The sequence below is a fragment of the Amycolatopsis sp. DSM 110486 genome (assembly GCF_019468465.1).
In the GTDB taxonomy this organism is placed as follows: domain Bacteria; phylum Actinomycetota; class Actinomycetes; order Mycobacteriales; family Pseudonocardiaceae; genus Amycolatopsis.
The window spans coordinates 6887168-6905151 of record NZ_CP080519.1 but is presented as its reverse complement, the minus strand read 5'-3'; the positions used below and the strand labels follow the sequence as shown (position 1 = coordinate 6905151).

At 71.5% G+C, this 17984-nt stretch carries 16 protein-coding genes; 7 read left to right on the top strand and 9 right to left on the bottom strand.

Annotated features, from left to right (window positions below; all coding sequences use genetic code 11):
- The first annotated feature begins 2 nt into the window (after positions 1-2).
- From K1T34_RS33855 to K1T34_RS33825, 7 genes are all read left to right on the top strand, one after another.
- Positions 3-1226, top strand: a complete 1224-nt coding sequence (locus tag K1T34_RS33855; protein ID WP_220238814.1) for an acyl-CoA dehydrogenase family protein — start codon at positions 3-5, stop codon at positions 1224-1226.
- The gene (locus K1T34_RS33850) at positions 1223-2401 is read left to right on the top strand and encodes an acyl-CoA dehydrogenase family protein (RefSeq protein WP_220238813.1); all 1179 of its coding nucleotides are present in this window, start codon (positions 1223-1225) and stop codon (positions 2399-2401) included. Before K1T34_RS33855 ends, K1T34_RS33850 begins: the two co-directional genes overlap by 4 nt.
- The gene (locus K1T34_RS33845) at positions 2398-3516 is read left to right on the top strand and encodes an acyl-CoA dehydrogenase family protein (protein WP_220238812.1); all 1119 of its coding nucleotides are present in this window, start codon (positions 2398-2400) and stop codon (positions 3514-3516) included. Before K1T34_RS33850 ends, K1T34_RS33845 begins: the two co-directional genes overlap by 4 nt.
- A 155-nt stretch (positions 3517-3671) precedes the next feature.
- Complete coding sequence (locus K1T34_RS33840) at positions 3672-4526, top strand: alpha/beta fold hydrolase (RefSeq protein ID WP_220238811.1); 855 nt, start codon at positions 3672-3674, stop codon at positions 4524-4526.
- A 389-nt stretch (positions 4527-4915) separates the two neighbouring features.
- Positions 4916-6748: an amidase gene (locus K1T34_RS33835; RefSeq protein ID WP_220238810.1), complete on the top strand. Its 1833-nt coding sequence runs from the start codon at positions 4916-4918 to the stop codon at positions 6746-6748.
- Positions 6745-6945, top strand: coding sequence for a hypothetical protein (locus tag K1T34_RS33830; protein WP_220238809.1), 201 nt, complete (start codon positions 6745-6747; stop codon positions 6943-6945). Before K1T34_RS33835 ends, K1T34_RS33830 begins: the two co-directional genes overlap by 4 nt.
- 50 nt (positions 6946-6995) lie before the next feature.
- Positions 6996-7559: a GrpB family protein gene (locus K1T34_RS33825; protein ID WP_220238808.1), complete on the top strand. Its 564-nt coding sequence runs from the start codon at positions 6996-6998 to the stop codon at positions 7557-7559.
- A 157-nt stretch (positions 7560-7716) separates the two neighbouring features.
- Here the strand turns inward: K1T34_RS33825 and K1T34_RS33820 are convergent, their stop codons facing one another.
- The 9 genes from K1T34_RS33820 to K1T34_RS33780 all read right to left on the bottom strand — a co-directional run bounded on the left by K1T34_RS33820 (position 7717) and on the right by K1T34_RS33780 (position 17911).
- A complete protein-coding gene (locus tag K1T34_RS33820; protein WP_220238807.1) occupies positions 7717-8328 on the bottom strand; it encodes a TetR/AcrR family transcriptional regulator in 612 nt (203 codons plus the stop codon).
- A 54-nt stretch (positions 8329-8382) separates the two neighbouring features.
- On the bottom strand, positions 8383-9357 hold the full coding sequence (locus K1T34_RS33815) for a phosphotriesterase (RefSeq protein ID WP_220238806.1): 975 nt from the start codon (positions 9355-9357) through the stop codon (positions 8383-8385).
- A gap of 12 nt (positions 9358-9369) precedes the next feature.
- A complete protein-coding gene (locus K1T34_RS33810; RefSeq protein WP_220238805.1) occupies positions 9370-11025 on the bottom strand; it encodes an AMP-binding protein in 1656 nt (551 codons plus the stop codon).
- Between the two features lie 140 nt (positions 11026-11165).
- Positions 11166-11936, bottom strand: a complete 771-nt coding sequence (locus K1T34_RS33805) for an SDR family oxidoreductase (RefSeq protein WP_220238804.1) — start codon at positions 11934-11936, stop codon at positions 11166-11168.
- A complete protein-coding gene (locus K1T34_RS33800; RefSeq protein WP_220238803.1) occupies positions 11933-12685 on the bottom strand; it encodes an SDR family oxidoreductase in 753 nt (250 codons plus the stop codon). The genes K1T34_RS33805 and K1T34_RS33800 overlap by 4 nt, the downstream gene beginning before the upstream one ends.
- Positions 12686-13273: 588 nt before the next feature.
- Positions 13274-13687, bottom strand: coding sequence for an aconitase X swivel domain-containing protein (locus tag K1T34_RS33795; protein ID WP_220238802.1), 414 nt, complete (start codon positions 13685-13687; stop codon positions 13274-13276).
- Complete coding sequence (locus K1T34_RS33790) at positions 13684-14988, bottom strand: aconitase X catalytic domain-containing protein (protein ID WP_220238801.1); 1305 nt, start codon at positions 14986-14988, stop codon at positions 13684-13686. Before K1T34_RS33790 ends, K1T34_RS33795 begins: the two co-directional genes overlap by 4 nt.
- Before the next feature lie 3 nt (positions 14989-14991).
- Positions 14992-16281 (bottom strand): FAD-dependent oxidoreductase, encoded by a 1290-nt coding sequence (locus K1T34_RS33785; protein ID WP_220238800.1) that lies wholly within the window; start codon positions 16279-16281, stop codon positions 14992-14994.
- 10 nt (positions 16282-16291) lie between these two features.
- On the bottom strand, positions 16292-17911 hold the full coding sequence (locus K1T34_RS33780; protein WP_255637747.1) for a dihydroxy-acid dehydratase: 1620 nt from the start codon (positions 17909-17911) through the stop codon (positions 16292-16294).
- Between the last annotated feature and the right edge of the window lie 73 nt (positions 17912-17984).

Sequence of the window (17984 nt, the reverse complement as noted above, 5' to 3'; positions counted from 1 at the left end):
TCATGGATTTCGCGTTCGACGCGCGCACCGAGGAGCTGCGCGGGCAGCTGCTCGACTTCATGGATTCGCACGTCTACCCGGCCGAACCGGTCTTCGAAGAGCAACTCGCCGAGCGCGAGAACCCCTGGTCGTCGGTGCCGGTCGTCGAGGAGCTCAAGGCCGAGGCGCGCAAGCGCGGCCTGTGGAACTTCTTCCTGCCCGGTGAGGACGGCGCGGGCCTGACCAACCTGCAGTACGCGCCGCTGGCCGAGATCACCGGCCGCAGCCCCCGGCTCGCGCCGACCGCGGTCAACTGCGCCGCGCCGGACACCGGGAACATGGAAGTGCTGCACATGTTCGGCAGCGAGCAGCAGAAAAAGCAGTGGCTGCAGCCGCTGCTCGACGGCGAGATCCGCTCCGCGTTCGCGATGACCGAGCCCGACGTGGCCTCGTCCGACGCGCGCAACATCGCCACCAGCATCCGCCGTGACGGCGACGAGTACGTGGTCAACGGCCGCAAGTGGTTCATCTCGGGTGCGATGAACCCGAACTGCAAGATCATGATCGTGATGGGCAAGACCGATCCGGACGCACCCGCGCACCAGCAGCAGAGCATGATCCTGGTGCCGCGCGACGCCGCAGGCGTGACCATCAAGCGCGGCATGCACGTGTTCGGCTACACCGACGGCGACCACGGCGGCCACGCCGAGGTGCTGTTCGAGGACGTGCGCGTGCCGGCCGAGAACCTCATCGCCAACGAGGGCGCCGGGTTCGCGATCGCCCAGGCCCGCCTTGGCCCCGGCCGCATCCACCACTGCATGCGCGCGATCGGCATGGCCGAGCGAGCGCTGGAGCTCATGTGCCGCCGCACTCTCTCGCGCGAGACGTTCGGCAAGCCCATCGCCGAGTCCGGCGTGGTGCAGGACTGGATCGCCGAGTCGCGCGTGCGCATCGAGCAGCAGCGGCTGCTGGTGCTCAAGACCGCGTGGCTGATGGACACCGTGGGCAACCAGGGCGCGCACACCGAGATCCAGGCCATCAAGATCTCCACCCCGATCACGGTGGAGTGGATCCTCGACAAGGCCGTGCAGGCCCACGGCGCCGGTGGCGTGAGCCAGGACTTCCCGCTGGCCGAGCTGTGGGCGGGCGTGCGCACGCTGCGCCTGGCCGACGGACCGGACGAGGTGCACAAGCGCTCGCTGGCGCGTCGTGAGCTCAAGAAGTACCGGGCGGAGGCCGGCCGATGACCCCCGACGACCTCCGGGCCCAGGTGGCCGGGTTCCTGGCCGCGCACGACCCGAAGACCACCGAACGGCTGGAGTTCCTGCGCGCCCGCTACGACGCGGGTCTGGCATGGGTGCACTTCCCCGAGGGCCTGGGCGGCCAGGGTGCGGCGCGCGCGCTGCAGCCGGTGGTCGACCGCGCGTTCGCCGCGGCCGGCGCGCCGGACAACGACCCGCGCCGCATCGGCATCGGCCTCGGCATGGCCGCGCCGACGATCCTCGCCTTCGGCACCGAGGAGCAGCGCACGCGCTTCCTGCGTCCACTGTGGACGGGCGAGGAAGTGTGGTGCCAGCTGTTCAGCGAACCCGGCGCGGGCTCCGACCTCGCCGCGCTGGCCACGCGCGCGGTGCGCGACGGCGACGACTGGGTCGTGACCGGGCAGAAGGTGTGGACCTCGGGCGCGCACAACTCGCAGTGGGCCATCCTCGTCACCCGCACCGACCCGGACGTGCCGAAGCACCAGGGCATGACGTACTTCATGTGCGACATGACCGCGCCGGGCGTCGAGGTCCGGCCGTTGCGCCAGATCACCGGCGAGGCCGAGTTCAACGAGGTGTTCCTCACCGGCGTGCGCATCCCGGACTCGCAGCGGCTCGGTGCCGTCGGCGAGGGCTGGAAGGTCGCGCAGACCACGCTGATGAACGAGCGCGTGGCCATCGGCGGCAACGCTCTGCCGCGTGAGGGCGGCCTGATCGGCATGGTCTCGAAGACCTGGCGCGAGCGGCCCGAGCTGCGCACGCCGGAGCTGCGCGACCGGCTCGTGCAGCACTGGGTGGAGGCCGAGTCGCTGCGGCTGGCCGCTTCCCGGCTGCGCCAGCAGCTCACGGCCGGTGCGCCGGGGCCGGAGGGCTCCGCGATGAAGGTGGCCTTCTCCGAGCTGAACCAGAAGCTCACCGGGCTGGAGATCGAGCTGCTCGGCGAAGAAGGCCTGCGCTACGACGACTGGACGCTGCGGCGGCCGGAGAAGGTCGACTTCCTCGGGCGCGAGGCGGGTTACCGCTACCTGCGCGCGAAGGGCAACTCGATCGAGGGCGGGACCTCGGAGGTCCTGCGCAACATCATCTCCGAACGCGTGCTGGGGCTGCCGTCCGAGCCGCGGGTGGACAAGGACGTCGCCTGGAAGGACCTGCCGCGATGAGCGAGCTGCCCACCCCGGACCTGCTGTACTCCGACGTCGAGGAGGACCTGCGCGCGTCGGTGCGGGACCTGCTCACCGACCAGGCCTCGCCGGCCGCGCTGCTGGCGCGCGTCGAGACGGCCGAGCCGTACGACCTGAAGCTGTGGAAGACGCTCGCCGCCGACCTCGGCGCGGCCGGGCTGATGGTGCCCGAGGAGCTCGGCGGGCACGGCGCTTCGGCGCGCGAGACGGCCGTGGTGCTCGAAGAGCTGGGCCGCAGTGTGGCGCCGGTGCCGTTCCTCGGCAGTGCGGTGCTGGCGACGTCGGCGCTGCTGGCGGCGGGCGGCTCGGTCGCGGCCGAGCTGCTCCCCCGGCTCGCCGCGGGCGAGCTGACGGGTGCGCTGGCCGTGCCGCTGTCGACCGCGCCGGGTGCGGCTTTCCCGGCGACGGTGTCCGTGAACGGTGACGGGACGCTGAGCGGGCGGGCCGGCACGGTCGTCGACGCGTCCGTGGCCGAGCTGCTCGTGGTGCCCGCGACCGGGCCGGACGGGCCGGGGCTGTACGCGGTGGAGGCTTCGGCGGCCCAGGTGACCGAGCTGGTGTCGCTGGATCTCACGCGGCGGGTGGCCGACGTCGAGCTGGACCACGCCGCGGCGCGCCTCGTCGTGAGCGGCGCGGCCGCGCAGGCGGCGCTGGACACCGCGCTGACCACGGCGGCGGGGCTGCTCGCGTCGGAGCAGACGGGGCTCACGGAGTGGGCGCTGACGACCACCGTCACCTACCTCAAGGCCCGCTACCAGTTCGGCCGCCCGGTCGGCGGGTTCCAGTCGCTCAAGCACCGGCTGGCGAACCTGTACACGGACTTGGTGAACGCGCGCGCGACGGCGCGGTACGCGGCCGACGCGCTCGCCGGCGGCTTCGACGTGCCGATCGCGGTGGCCGTGGCGCAGGCGCGCGTCGCGCCGATCGCGGTGCACGCCGTGGAGGAGGCGATCCAGCTGCACGGCGGGATCGGCATGACATGGGAGCACCCCGCGCACCTGTTCCTCAAGCGCGCCAAGAGCGACGAGCTCGCGTTCGGCACGCCGGGCCGGCACCGCGCACGGCTGGCGGATCTCGTGGATCTGCCTGCCTGAGGTCGTTTTCCGGGGCCCCGCCCGCCGTTTCGGCTGGCGGGGCCTGGGCACGTGGTGGACACTGTGGACGGTGGTGCCCGGCACGTACGAACAGGCGGCAAGAGTGCACTTTTTCCTGTGGTGGCCGGAAGCTTCGGCTTCCTAGCCTGGTGATCATGGTCCCGGGCACCGAGCAGCTGACGATCACCGTCGGCACCCACCACCACAGCGCGCTCGCCGCCGGCCCCGAGTCCGGGGAGCTCGTCCTGTTGCTGCACGGATGGGCGGAGTTCGCCGACTCGTGGACCACGGAACTCGCGGTACTGGGCGCGGCCGGCTACCGCGCCGTCGCGGTCGACCAGCGCGGCTACGCCTCGGGCGCTCGACCGCTGGACGTCGACCAGTACTCGGTGCGCCACCTCATCACCGACGTAATCGCCTTCGCCGCGGCGCTGGGGTCGGATCGCTTCCACCTCGTCGCGCACGACTGGGGCGGCATGGTCGGCTGGGCGTTCGCCAGCGCGCACCCCGACCAGTTGCGATCCCTGACCATCCTCACCACCCCGCACCCCGCCGCCCTGCACCGCGCCGCCACCGACGACACCCGCCAGTTCCGCGACCTCGGCTACGTCCGCTTCTTCCGCCACCTCGACGGCCGCGCCGAGGCCTCCCTGCTCGCCGACGACGCCGCCGAACTGCGCGCCGCGTACGGCGACCGCGTGCCCGCCGAGCTGGTCGAACGCAACATCACGCGCCTGACCGAGCCGGGCGCGCTGACCGCCACGTTGAACTGGTACCGCGGCCCGGCCGCCAGCGAATTCGACATCCCCGCCGGCCGCATCTCCGTGCCGACGCTGTACCTGTGGGGCGGCGAGGACCCGTACCTGGGCCGCACGGCTGCCGAGCTGACCCGCTCTTATGTCGACGGCGAGTACGAGTTCGAGGTCGTGGAGGGCGCCAGCCACTGGCTGCCCGAAGAGGCCGGAGAGTTCATCCTGCCGCGGATCTTGGATCACCTGAAGCGGCACTGAGTCAACTGTCTCGGCTGTGTTGTCTGCCTCGGCTCCGCCGAGGCGTGCGAGATCGCCTTTGAGCCGGCTTCTGGATTGAGCGGTCTGATCGGCCGGGGGCCGATCGCACCGCTCAATCCAGAAGCCGGCGCGATCTCGCGCCGGGGTCGGGTTGCGGTCGCGAACCGCGGTGGGCGGGTGCGCCGAATCGTGGCGGGGCCGGGGTACTGAGGGCCTCCTTGCCGGGCACGGCTTCCCGGCATAGGGCGAAAGGTCTGAACACGAAATGTCTTCGTAATACTCGAAAACTCCCCCGCAACCGCAGGGTCCTAGCGTCGCGCCTGCCCTTCCCCACCTGTTCAGAAGCGAGGCAGTACGTGGCACAACCAGGAAGACTCACGCGGAGATCCGTGCTCGGCGGCGCCGGTGCGGCGGTCGCCGGTGGCACCCTTTCCCTCACGTTGGGTGCGGCGCCGGCGAGCGCGGCGCCGTCCGGCGGCCCGGCGCTGCCGTCGGTGAACCAGATCCCCCACCGCGGCCGGCTCGTGGACTACGAGATCACCGAGCTCGCCGCGCTGCTGCGCGCGGGCCGCACGTCGAGCGTCGAGATCACCCAGGCCTACCTCGGCCGGATCTCGAAGTTCAACGGTCCCTTCGAGGTCTACGGCGACAACGGCGCGTACAACGCGTTCGTACGCGTCGACACCGCCGGCGCGCTCGCCGCCGCGCGAGCCGCCGACCAGCGGATCTCGACCTGGCGCCGGCACGGCGGCGACCTGTCGCCGCTGTGTGGGATCCCCATGGGCATCAAGGACTCCGTGGGCATCAAGGGCCTGAACGCGCAGGACGGCAGCGCGGCGTTCACCGGCAACAAGGCGCTCCAGGACGCGACGGTCGTCGCCCGGCTGCGCGCGGCCGGCGTGGTGCTGCTAGGCAACACCATCTGCTCGGCTTTCTCCGGCTCGATCACCGGCACGTTCGCGGGCAACGCCTGGAGCCCGTCGCACGTGCCGGGCGGATCGAGCCAGGGCTCGGGGGTCGCTCCCATCGCGCGACTGGCCGCTGCCTGCATCGGCGAGGAGACGGGCGGCAGCATCATCATGCCGTCGGCCGCGAACGGCGCCAGCGCGATCAAGCCGTCGCTGGGCACGGTGTCGATCGCCGGGCTCATGCCGCTCTCACCGGGTTACGACGTGCTCGGCCCGATCTCCCGCAGCGCACGGGACTCGGCGCTGATCCTGAGCACGATCCTCGGTCCGGACCCGGTGAACGACCCGCAGACGCTCTCGGCGCCCCTGCCGTTCCCGGTGATCCCGTCGTCGCCGCGGCCAGGGCGGACTCCGTTGCAGGGCCTGACGATCGGCGTCCCGCAGACGGACTGGATGAACGTGGGCGGCACCATCAAGACCGGGGTCAGCCCGCAGGACACCTACGGCGCCGAGCACCTGAAGGCGTTCAACCGGCTGGTGGGACAGCTGAAGAGCCTGGGCGCCCAGGTGAAGGAGTTCCCCGGTCTGGACATGACCGACCCCGCGCAGAACCCCTACTTCGCGTCGGCGGACGTGCTGGCGACGGTGGACGGATCGCCCGTGTCGCCCTCGGCCGCGGTGGTGAACGCGAACCGCTACGAGGTTCGGTTCGTCGCGGCGGTGGCGGACTTCTGCGCGAGCGGCATCCCGACGGCCGACGCTGTCGCGACCCTCACCGGCCAGTACGGCCGGCGCGCGCCCGGTGAGACGGCGGCGAGCTTCGCGAGCGCCGACCGCTTCAACGGCGGCATCCCCGCCTCCGTCCGCTACGAGGGCGAACAGCGGCGGCGCCGGCTCATCGCCAACTACACCCGGGCGCTGGAGGACGCCGGCGTCGACTTCATGCTCGTGCTGGCCCTCGGCGACGTGATCGGCGAACGTGCCGGCGGTGGCCCCGGCTTCCCGGTGTACCGGGCGTACTACCAGGTGCCGAACGCGCTGGGCTGGCCCATGGTGAGCTTCCCCGTCGGCGCCACCGCCGGCCTGCCGATCTCGGCCCAGTTCTGGGGACCGCGCTTCGCGGAGCCCGCACTGGTCCAGTCGATGGTGGACTACCAGGCCCACTTCCCCGAGTACCACACCGCGGCCCCACCGGACCCGGTCTTCGGGACCCTCACCCCGAAAATCGCGCCGCGCGCCCTCGCCCCGGCCGTCGAGGACCCGACCAACGACCCGATCCTGGGCGAGGAAGCGATCAGGAGGGCTCTCTCGTGAGCGTCGCCGAACCCACCCGGTTCCTGACCGTGGACTTCTCGACCCCGGTGGACATCGGGTTCCTCCCCCAGCACGCGGAGACCCCCGCCGTGTCCCCGCTGACCATCGGCTGGGCCCCCAGGCTGGGCACGACGTATCTCCCGTTCGACCCGGCCGACGAAACAGTGCCGGGCAGTACGACGGCGCCTCGCCCGTGAACCCCGGCGGGCACCGAAACTGTCGGTGCCCGCCGGTAGCGTGCGTGCCCATGAGTGATCCCCCGGCTTGGGCGTACGAAAAGCCGCACGTCACCGCCGCCGACCCGATGTGGGCGGCACGTGGTGCGACCTTGTGCGCGCGCTTGGCCGAGGTGCTCGGGCCATGGCTGGTCGACGGGGTGGAGCACGTCGGGTCCACGTCGGTGCCGGGGTTGGCGGCCAAGCCGGTGGTGGACGTGATGGCTTCGGTGGCGGACGTTGATGCGGTGGTGGCTTCCGCCGGCGCTGTCCTGTCGGCCGATGGCTGGGCGTACGTGCCGCCGTCCCTCGACGTCAGCGCGCAATGGCGGCGGTTCTTCGTGCTACCCGACTCCACCAACGAGCATCGGCTGGCGCACCTGCACCTGATCCCGGCCGGCCACCCGCGTTGGCGGGCCCAGCTCACTTTCCGCGACGCCCTGCGGGCGGATCCGGCGCTGGCCGCGGAGTACGGCACGCTGAAACGCCGCCTCGCCACGGAAACCACGGACCGCGAGGCCTACACCGCGGGCAAAACGGACTTCGTCACCCGCGTCCTCGCGCGCCACGGGGTGGTGGTCGCGCCCGTGGAATGAGGTGCGCGAACCCAACCACAGCGCGAGATCGCGCCGGTTTCCGAATTCAGCGGTGCGATCGGCCCCCGGCCGATCAGACCGCTGAATTCGGAAGCCGGCTCAAACGCGATCTCGCACGCCTCGACGGAGCCGAGGCAGAAAAACAGCCGAGGCAGAATTACGGCCGGAGCATCGACAGCAGCAGGTCCGCGAATTGGTCCCCCACCTCGCGCGCCGACAGCGGCCCACCTCGGCGGTACCACGTGCCCAGGTGGTGGACCGAGCCGAAGAAGAAGTCCACGACCAGGTCCGCGGGCTTGTCCGTGCGGAACTCGCCGGAAGCCTGGCCTTCTTCGATCAGGCGGCGGAACCGTTCGTGGTACTTGCGGCGTTCGGCGCGCACGGCCTTGCGCTTGTCGGCGCTGAGCTGGTGCATGGACTGCAGGAAGATGGTGTTGTCGTCGAGGTTGTCGATGCTGCTGACGACCACGTCGGACGCGGCGGCGGCCAGGCGTTCGCGCAGCGGCGCGGCGCTGGAGGCGACGCGTTCGAGCTGGGAGGTCTGCTCGCGCAGCACGCGGGCGTAGATCTCGTAGAGCAGGTCGTCCTTGGAGCCGAAGTAGTGGTACATGGCGCCTTTGGTGACGCCGGCGGCCTCGACGATCTCCTGCACCGACGTGCGGTCGAAGCCCTTCTTCGCGAAGAGCTTCGTCGCGTGGTGAAGCAGGCGGCGAGGCACCGCGGGCGACTCGTCGGAGACGACGGCCTTGCGCGTGCCGGCCCGGGTCATCGCCACACCCCCTCCGGGAACTCAGAGAACAGCCAGCCTACCGGCCGAGGCCGGTCAGTACGCGCCCCCGTGGTCGAGCAGGCGGCGCGGGTTGTCGACGAGCATCGTGGTGAGGTCGGTTTCGCTGACGCCGCGTTCGCGCAGCGCGGGGAGCACGTCGTCGGTGATGTGGAGGTAGTGCCAGTTGGGCAGCACGGCCTCGCGCACCGGTGCCTCGAGCCAGTCGAAGTAGCACGACGCGTCGTGCGAGAGCACCATGCTGCGGGCGTAGCCGCGCTCGCACATCGCCGCGACCGTCGCCACGCGCTGTTCGAACGGCAGGTAGACGTCCAGGCCGAAGCGGTCCATGCCGAGCAGCGAGCCGCGGTCGGCCAGGGCCGTGAGGTAGCCGAGGTCGGCCGAGTCGCCGCTGTGCCCGATCAGCACACGGCTCAGGTCCACGCCCTCGGACTCGAACACGTCCTGCTGCTCCAGCCCGCGCCGCGTGCCCGCGTGCGTGTGGGTCATGATCGGCGCCCCCGTGGCCCGGTGCGCCTTGGCGACCGCGCGCAGCACCCGCTCGACGCCGGGCGTCATCCCGGGTTCGTCGGTGGCGCACTTGAGGATCCCGGCCTTCACGCCGGTGCCGGCGATGCCCTCGGTGATGTCGCCGACGAACATCGCGACCAGCGGGTCGTCACCGCCGAGCGGCGTGCCCGGCCCGCGCAGCGAGAGGTAGTGCGGCACCTCGTGGTAGGTGTACAGACCCGTCGCCACGACGATCTGCAGGCCCACCTCGGCGGCGACCTTCTGCACACGCGGCACGTAGCGCCCCAGCCCGATCACCGTCGGGTCCACGATCGTGTCGATCCCGGCGTCCTTGAGCGCCTGCAGCTTCGCGATCGCCTCCGGCACGTGCACGGACTCGTCGAACCCGTCGTGCTCCGGGTAGTTGGCCACGAACTCCGGGCTCAGCACGAAAATGTGCTCGTGCATGAGCACCTTGCCCAGCGCTGCCGGCTCGACCGCGCCGCGGACCGTCTCGACCACCGTCGCGTCCTCCTAGCCTCGGGCGCGCAGCTCGCGCCTCAGGATCTTCCCGCTCGTGGTCTTCGGCAGCTCGGCGAGCACCTCGACCGATCGGGGGTACTTGTAGGCGGCCAGCCGCTCCCGGCAGTAGGCCACCAGCTCGTCGGGATCGGGCGCCGCGCCCGGCGCCGCGCTCACGTACGCCTTCACCGTCTCGCCGCGGTACTCGTCCGGCACGCCCACCACAGCGGCCTCGCGGACGCCGGGGTGCGTGTACAGCACGTCCTCGACCTCGCGCGGCCACACCTTGAACCCGGAGGCGTTGATCATGTCCTTCTTGCGGTCCACGACGTAGACCCAGCCACGCTCGTCCATGAACCCGACGTCGCCGGTCAGCAGCCGCCCGCCGGGCAACGCCTCGGCCGTGGCGTCCGGCCGGTTCCAGTAGCCGGGCACGACCATGGGCCCTTCGACGGCGATCTCGCCCGCCTCGCCGAACGGCAGCTCCGTGCCGTCGTCAGCCAGGATCCGCACGATCACGCCGGGCACCGGCAGCCCGATCGACAGCGTGCCCGAAGCCGGGTCGAGGGGCGCCTCGACACCGGCGGGCACCACGACGCAGCCGGCTGTGGTCTCGGTGAGGCCGTAGCCGTTGTGGATGTACTGGCCGAACCGGTCGCGGAACGTGTCGACCACCGCCGGAGGCAGCGCCGCGCCGCCGGAGTACAGCGCGTCGAACGACGCGAAGTGCTCGGGAGTGACGTCCGGGTGCGCCATCAGCGCCATGTACGCCGTCGACGGGCCGACCATGTACGCCGGCTTGTGCTCCAGCAGCGCCCCGAGCACCACGCCAGCTTCGAAGCGGTACGCGAGCGCCAGCGTGCCGGCGATCTCGATGGCGTAGGCGACCTCGCACACCATCCCGGTGATGTGGAACAGGGGCGCGAGCGCGAACACCGTGGCGCCCGGTTCGACGCGGCCGGCGCCGGCGAGGATCACGGCGTTGGTGCCGAGGTTGCCGTGGGTGTTGGTGGCGCCCTTGGGTTTCCCGCTCGTACCGGACGTGTAGCTGATCAGCGCGACGTCGTCGAGGCCGAGCCCGGGGTCGGGCGGCGGATCACCGGGCGTCGAGCGCAGCACCTCGAGCAGGTCGGCCGCGCCCGGCGTCGCCTCGCGGCGCACCTTGCCGAGCACGCGCTCGTCGTCGCGGGTCTGCAGGTCGAGCTCGCTCGTGGTCACGGCGATCGTCACCGAGCTGTCGGGCACGAGGGCGCTGACGTAGTCGTGCCACGCGGTTTGTGAGCAGACGAGCGCCTTGACGCCGGCGTCGGTCAGCACGTGGCTCAGCTCGCCCGCGCGGTACATCGGGTTGACCGGCACCACGATCCCGCCGGCTTTCCACGCGCCGAGCAGGGAGATCACGAACTGGGGGATGTTCTGCAGCACCAGCGCGAGCCGGTCGCCGCGACCGAACCCGGAGGCGGTGAGGTGGCGGGCGAACGCGTCGGAGAGCTCGTCCAGCTCGCGGTAGGTGATCCGGGCGTCGAAGTACACCAGCGCCGTGGTTTCCGGTGCCTGCGCGACGGTGCGGCGGAAGGTGGCCAGCGGCGTGGTCGGCGTGAACTCGCTCGCGGCGGCGCGCTGCTCGTCGTAGCTCGCGAGCCAGGGCTTCGCGTCGTACCAGCTCATCCCGCGGCCTCCCTCGGACACCGACCAGTCGGTATGGGGACGCTAGAGAGCCCGCGTGCCGTGCGTCAACCCCGGGTACCCGGAACGGGCAAGCCGGAACGCACGGGCGGGCACCCGAGCCGGGCGCCCGCCCGCGACGATCAATCCTCCGGCAGCGCCTCGATCTTGCGCTGCAGCTTGTTCATGCCGCCGAGCCAGCGGTCGGTCTGCGTGGCGCGCAGCGCGTAGTACTCGGCGACCTCGGGGTGAGGCAGCACGAGGAACCGGCCCTCGTCGATGGCGGTGAACAACGCGTCGGCCACCTGCTCGGGGCCGATCGCCGACGCGCCCATCAGCAGCTGGCCGCGCGGGCCGCTGCTCTCCAGCATCGCCGTGCGCACGCCCTGCGGGCAGATGGCCTGCACCGTGATGCCGCGGTGGCGGTAGGTCGCCGAAAGCCACTCGGCGAAGGCCAGCGCGCCGTGCTTCGTCACCGAATACGGCGCGGAGCCCAGCGTCGTGAGCAGGCCCGCGGCCGACGCGGTGGCGATGAAGTGGCCCTTGCCGCGTTCGAGCCACGCGGGCAGCAGCTGCTTGGCCGCGCGGACGTGGGCCATCACGTTGACGTCCCAGGTGCGGGCCCAGTCGTCCTCGGTGGCCTGCTCGTCGCCGAAGGGCGCGACGCCCGCGTTGGCGCAGAAGACGTCGATCTCGCCCAGCGTCTCGCGGGCGGCCGCGAGGAGCTTCGCGACGCCGTCTTCGCTCGCGACGTCACCGGTGAACGAGGTGCCACCGACCTCGGCGGCCACCTCCGCCGCGGCTTCGCCGTTGAGGTCGGCCACGACCACGCGCGCACCGTCGGCCGCGAAGCGCCGCGCCAGCGCCCGGCCGATCCCGCCGCCGCCACCCGTGATGACGACCCCGGCGCTCACAGGCCACCGCCCAGAGTCACGCCGCCGTCGAGGACCACGGTCTGGCCGGTCATCCAGCCCGCGTCCTCGGAGAGCAGGAACGCCACCGCGCCCGCGATGTCCTCGGGCATACCGAGGCGCTTCATCGGGTAGGCCGCCGCCACTTCCTCTTCCTTGCCCTCGTACAGGGCGGTCGCGAACTTGGTCTTGACCACGGCCGGGGCGACCGCGTTCACGCGGATCTTCGGCCCGAGCTCGGCGCCGAGCTCCTGCGTGAGGCGGATCAGCGCGGCCTTGCTCACGCCGTACATGCCGATACCGGGCGACGCGCGCAGGCCGGCGATCGAGGCGACGTTGACGACCGAGCCGCCGTGCTCGCCCATCCACGCGTCGCGGGCGCGCCTGGTCCAGGCGATCGGCGCCAGCACGTTCACGGCGAAGATCTTCGCCGCGGCGGCCGGGTCGATGTCGAGCGTGGACCCGTAGACCGGGTTGATGCCGGTGTTGTTCACGAGCATGTCGAGCCTGCCGAAGCGCTCGATCGTCTTGGCGACCGCCTCGTCCTGGTGCCCGGTGTCGTCGGCCTTGCCGGGCACGGCGATCGCGAAGTCTTCGCCCCCGAGCTCAGCGACGGCCTCGGCGAGCGGCTCGGGCTTCCGCGCGGTGATGCACACCTTCGCACCCCGCTCGACCAGGCCCTTCGCGATGGCGAGGCCGATCCCGCGGCTGGCGCCGGTCACGATCGCCACGCGGTCCTTGAACGAGTTCACAGCTCTGGTCTCCTGTTCTGCCGCGCACCCCGGCGGCTAAGCGGTCGCTCAGTGGAGGCTACCGTCTTCCGGGAGTCGAGTCGCCGCGCTCGGTGCCGGAGCACTCGGCCTGCGCCCGGGCGCGCCGGCGTCTCCGACGACACTCCCCCGGGCGTACTTCTACGCCTGGGCGCGGGTGCTCCGCATCGTCGACGGCCCCGACGCCGTCCACCGGCGCACCATCGCCCGCGGCGAGCTCAAGCGGGCGGCCGCCCGGCGCAGCTCCGGCGTCACGGGCTGAGACCTTGGGCATCCTCCCGCTCGTCCGACACGGACAGGCGTCCTTCGGTGCCGCCGACTACGACCGGCTGTGATGAACGCGGCGGTGGCCAGCGCCGCCAAGGCCCCCCACGGGAACTTGTGGTGCGCGCTTGCGTCCGGGGTCTCGGCCGGCCCCGCGGTTTCGTATCGCATGCCACCAGGATCGAACCTTCACACGAATGTCAAGGTCAACGCGAACCTCGGTGAGGTCGGGCACACGCGCACCCGGACCGGCCCGTGGACCGGCCGAGACGAGGGGCCGGAGGCACCGCCCCTTCGTCTCGGACCTCAGCGCGGGAGCACCCGCACCAGCCCGCGATCGGCGTCGACCTCGACGAGGTCGCCGGTGGTGATGCGGGCGACCGGGTCGTCGTCGAGGTCGGTGATCGCCGGAACCCGGGTCACGATCGCGCCCAGCGCGGCCTTCGTCGTGAGGCGGGTGAAGACCATCGCGAGCGGCGCGGTGCCCAGCAGCCGGGTGGACTGGAAGAAGCCCGACCACCCCGAGGAACCCTTGGCGCCCGGGAACACCAGGACCTTCCCGGTGAAGCAGACGCCGAACAGCTCGTGCCGGCGTTCGATGATCGTGCCCGTCGCCGGGTCGATGCCGCCCCAGCCCGAGATCGTCTCTCGGGAGACCAGCGCCTCGCCGACGACGCGGCCGGGAACGATGCCCCGGCCGCGCAGCTGCACGCCGGTCATCGGCGGGCCTTCCCGACGGGCGCGAGCGAGCCGCGCCACCGGCCGGTGACAGCGGCGTCGACGCATTCCTCGAGCGTGCCGAACCACGCCTCGATCCCGAGGATCGCGGGCAGGTAGTGGGCCTGCTTCGCGGAGTCGGTCGCGAACACCTTCGTGCCTTCCGGAGCGACACGCGACATCGCCGGGCAGGAGTCGGTGAGGATCCGCCCGCCGGCGCGCCGGATGGTTTCGGTCCAGCCGTTGCGATCGGCGACCGTCCGCAGCGCGCGGGGGGTCATCAACCACAGTTCGCAGCCGGCCGAGATCGTGCGGCCCTCGAGCGCGCGGGCAACCCGGCCGATCTGGTCCAGCGAAGCGTGCGGGCAGCCCAGCAGCACGAAATCGACGTCCTCGCTGTCCCCGATCGAGTTGAGCGACTCGTAGACGGCACGACGCTCTGCTTCGCCGTACCGGATCGACGCGGGGATCGAGCGGCCTCCGAAGGCGGCCTCGAGCGTCGGCGCGTCGGGGGTCCGGCCCGGCAGGTGATACATCTCCACGCCGCCGGACGACGCGGCGGCGGCACCGAAATGCTTGAGGTCCGCCAGATCCGGGCTGCCCAGCTCGCCGATGACGACCGGCCGCTCCTCCTGGACGACGTCGCCGGCGAAGTAGCCGAGCAGCCCCCAGTCCTGGAATCCGTTGAGCGCCAGCGTCGTCTCGATGAGGTGCGTGCCGTAGCGGTTTTCCCGGTGGTGGTTGCCCCAGCACGGGATCCGCCCGGTCAGGCTCGCGGCGCCGGTCGAGGCACCACCCTCGCAGTTGGTGCGCGCGCCCAGGACGGAGTTGGCGTAGACGACCGCCGACGACTCCATCCAGGCGACGTGCTCGCCGTAGGTCGGGAGGTTGCCGACCTGGTAGGGCGTGCAAGTGGCGAGCACGTTGACACCGCGGCTGCTGGCGAACGACTCGGCCTCGGCCTGCAGGTCGATCTTGTGCTCGGGGTACGGCATGATGCCGCGGGCGTCTTCGCCGAACCCGTGCTGCAGCTGGCAGGTCGGAACCCGCATCGGCGGGATTTCGAGGTCGTCGTCGCAGTCGAGGCTGATCACCGAGAACGCCTTGGCCCAGCCACCCTCGGCGACCAGCTTTTCCTTGGCCGGCGAAGGTTGTGTGGTCGTGCCCGCGACGTTTCGGGTCTCGCACAGCCGCTCGGCGCCGAGCGCGTCGGCGTAGCGGATCAGCAGATCCATCGCCGCCGCGACCGCGCCGCCTTCCGCGCCGTCGCGCATGCCCTTCTCTTCGTCGGTGAGCCCTACCATCGCTCAGCCCTCCACGTTGTCACGGATGCGGTCACGCAACGCGGTCAGATCGACGTCGTGGACATCGCCACCCAGCGTCAGGTCCAGTGCGTGCGCGGCGGCGCTGCCCATCGCCGAGCACGGGCCCATCACCCGCACGCTCGACAGAGCCGCCGCGTCGCCGTCGACGCACCGGCCGGCCGCGACCAGGTTCCGTGCCTCCGGTGAGGTCAGGCTGCGCAGCGGGACGTAGTGCACGTGATCCGGCCCGAAAGTCTCCCACGCGTAGCCCGACGCCCGGTCGTGCAGCTCCACCGGCCACGCCGTCCGCGCCACCGCGTCCGCGAAACCGGTGCCGTTGCGGACCTCGTCGAGGGTGAGCTGGTGATCGGCGGCCAGCCATCGCGTCTGCCGGCGCCCGGGAAAACCGTAGGCCAGCACGGAAGCGTCCTTGAACGCCGCCGGGAACTCGATGCGCAGGAACTCGACGACCCGGTCGGCCTGCGCCCGCCCCCGCAGCTGCGCCTCGGTCGCCTCGACCGCGGTCAGGGGCGCCTCCACGTGAGTCATGTTCATCACGGCAGTGTTGCGTCCCGGGAAGAAGAAGGCGAGCCCGTCGCGACGGAGGAGGCCGTACTCGTCGGCCTTCTCGTCGATGCGGGCCACCAATTCGGCCGGGTCGGGTTTGGCCGACTCGACCAGACCGGCGAGCCGGATCTGCTGTGAGCCCCACACCGTCCGCTCCGGCACCCGGCACGGCAGCCCGGCTTCCCACGCCAGCGCGGCGTCGCCGGTCGCGTCCACGAATCCCTTGGCGCGCACCGAAACCGGACCGTAGCGGGTCGCGAAGTCCACCTGCTCGATCACCCCGCCCTCAATGGCGACCCCGTTGATCGACGCGCCCAGCACGACCCTGATCCCGAGCTCGGAAACGAGGTTCTCGAACCACCGGCCCAACGCGACCTCGTCGTAGGGGACGGTCTGGGTGTGGGTGCGGTTGTACGCGATGTCGCCGGAACGCTCCAGCGCCGGGAACATCTCGTCGAAGATCCCGTGCGTGAGCTGGTGGTATTCGGGAGCGTTTCCGTAGATCCCGCAGAACAGCCCGATCATGGAGTTCACGCACTGTCCACCCAGGACAGGAAGCGCGTCGGCGAGCACGACGTCGCGGCCGCGTCGTTTCGCGTCGATCGCCGCGGTCAGTCCGGCGATCCCCGCGCCGACGACGAGGATGTCGGCTTCGAGCGACTCCACGGAGCGGTCGGCGGGCCGGGTGACGGTGTTCACCCGCAGATCGGTCAGTGCGTGAGGCAACAAAAACTCCTTAGGACGAAGAAGAACGGCGCAGGGTCGCGCCCCGGTCGAGTGGTTCCACGGCGTCGGCGTACACACCGAGCCACGAACCCGGGCGAGCCGGCCAGGTCTGCGGCGACCGCGTGCGGGGGTAGTCCGCGAGCCGGTGCTCGAGCTCGGCCGGTGCCACGAGCAGGTCGGCGGTGCGAGCCGGGACGTCGATCGCGATCTCGTCCCCGGTGCGCACCACACCGAGCGGGCCGGGGACCCCGCCTTCGGGGGTGACCTCCCCGACGACGATGCCCTTGTTCACGAGCCCGGAGAGCTGCCCGTCGGTGACGAAGGCGACCTGCTCGCTCAGCCCGGCGCCGTTGAGCGCGAAGACCACGGCCGACGCCATGCCCATCCCCGGGGTTCCGGTGACGCCGAGCCCGCGGAGCACGAGTACCTCGCCGGGCCGCACCTCACCGCGCTCGATCGCCGCGGTGGCCTCGGGCGCCGACTCGTAAACCCGCGCCGGGCCGCGGAATGTTCGCGCTCGCGTCTCGGTGACCGACAGCTTCACGATCGCGGTGCCGGGGCACAGACTGCCCCGCATCAGCACGATCGTCGACTCCGGCCGGATCGGTTCGGCTCGGATCACGGCGGCGTCCACCGTCACACCGGCGAGGTTCTCGGCCATCGTCCGGCCGCTCATCGTCGCGACCGAGCCGTCGACGACGTCGCCGAGCTGGGCCAGCACCGCGCGAGCACCACCGGCGTCGTCGAACTCCTCGATCGACGACGGCCCGTTGGGGCGCACAGCCGTGAGCGGGCCGACGTGGCGGCCGAGCTCCTCGAACAGGCCGTGCACATCGAAGTCGCCGGGGAGTTCGGCGGCGATCGCCTCGAGGTGTTTGACCGCGTTGATCGACCCGCTGACGGCGATCACCGCGGCCACCGCGTTGCGGACCGCACCCGGTGTCATCACCGTGCTGGGTCGCCGGTCGGCCTCGACCGCGGCCAAAATCGCGGCGCCCGAAGCCCGGACCGCCGCCCACATGGTGTCGCTGTTGGCGCGGGTCGGCGCGGTGCCGGGCAGTGCCATGCCGAGGGCCTCGGCGACGACGTGCATCGTGTTGGCCGTGCCCATGCCCGTGCAGACACCGGGGCCGGTGATCGCCCGGTCCGACATGGCGCAGAGGTCATCGAAGCTGATCGCGCCCGACGCCAGCTTGCCGGCGTCGACGAACACGTCCTCGATATCCACGCGACGGCCGTCGTCGAGGGCACCGCAGCTCTGGTAGCCGCACGCGATGACCAGCGTCGGCACGTCGGTGCGCGCGGCCGCCATCAGCTGGCCCGGCGTCGTCTTGTCGCACGAGGCCAGGCAGACCATCCCGTCGAGCTGTGCCCCGTCGACGACGGCTTCGATGTCGTAGGACACCAGGTCCCGGCCCGACAGGACGTAGCCACCACCACGGCCGGCGGCCATGATGAAGTCGGTCGGAGCCACGGTCCGGATCTCGAAAGCCAGCCCGCCGGCGGCGTCGATCGACTCCTTCACCGCGGTGGCGATCGCGTCGAGGTGGGCGAAACACGGCGCGAGCCCGGACGACGAGTTGACCACGGCGATCTTGGGCCGCCGGATCTGCTCGTCGGTGTAGCCCATCGACTTCCACTGCGTCCGGGTCGTCGCCCACCGGGGCGAGCCGACCGGGTGGTTGCTGCGTGTGCTGATCGTG

Excerpts from the sequence above, each read along its gene's own strand:
- K1T34_RS33855 (WP_220238814.1), top strand. The coding sequence starts at position 3 with ATGGATTTCGCGTTCGACGCGCGCACCGAGGAGCTGCGCGGGCAGCTG.
- K1T34_RS33850 (WP_220238813.1), top strand. The coding sequence starts at position 1,223 with ATGACCCCCGACGACCTCCGGGCCCAGGTGGCCGGGTTCCTGGCCGCG.
- K1T34_RS33845 (WP_220238812.1), top strand. The coding sequence starts at position 2,398 with ATGAGCGAGCTGCCCACCCCGGACCTGCTGTACTCCGACGTCGAGGAG.
- K1T34_RS33840 (WP_220238811.1), top strand. The coding sequence starts at position 3,672 with ATGGTCCCGGGCACCGAGCAGCTGACGATCACCGTCGGCACCCACCAC.
- K1T34_RS33825 (WP_220238808.1), top strand. The coding sequence starts at position 6,996 with ATGAGTGATCCCCCGGCTTGGGCGTACGAAAAGCCGCACGTCACCGCC.
- K1T34_RS33820 (WP_220238807.1), bottom strand. The coding sequence starts at position 8,328 with ATGACCCGGGCCGGCACGCGCAAGGCCGTCGTCTCCGACGAGTCGCCC.
- K1T34_RS33810 (WP_220238805.1), bottom strand. The coding sequence starts at position 11,025 with ATGAGCTGGTACGACGCGAAGCCCTGGCTCGCGAGCTACGACGAGCAG.
- K1T34_RS33795 (WP_220238802.1), bottom strand. The coding sequence starts at position 13,687 with ATGACCGGCGTGCAGCTGCGCGGCCGGGGCATCGTTCCCGGCCGCGTC.
- K1T34_RS33790 (WP_220238801.1), bottom strand. The coding sequence starts at position 14,988 with ATGGTAGGGCTCACCGACGAAGAGAAGGGCATGCGCGACGGCGCGGAA.
- K1T34_RS33780 (WP_255637747.1), bottom strand. The coding sequence starts at position 17,911 with ATGGGCTACACCGACGAGCAGATCCGGCGGCCCAAGATCGCCGTGGTC.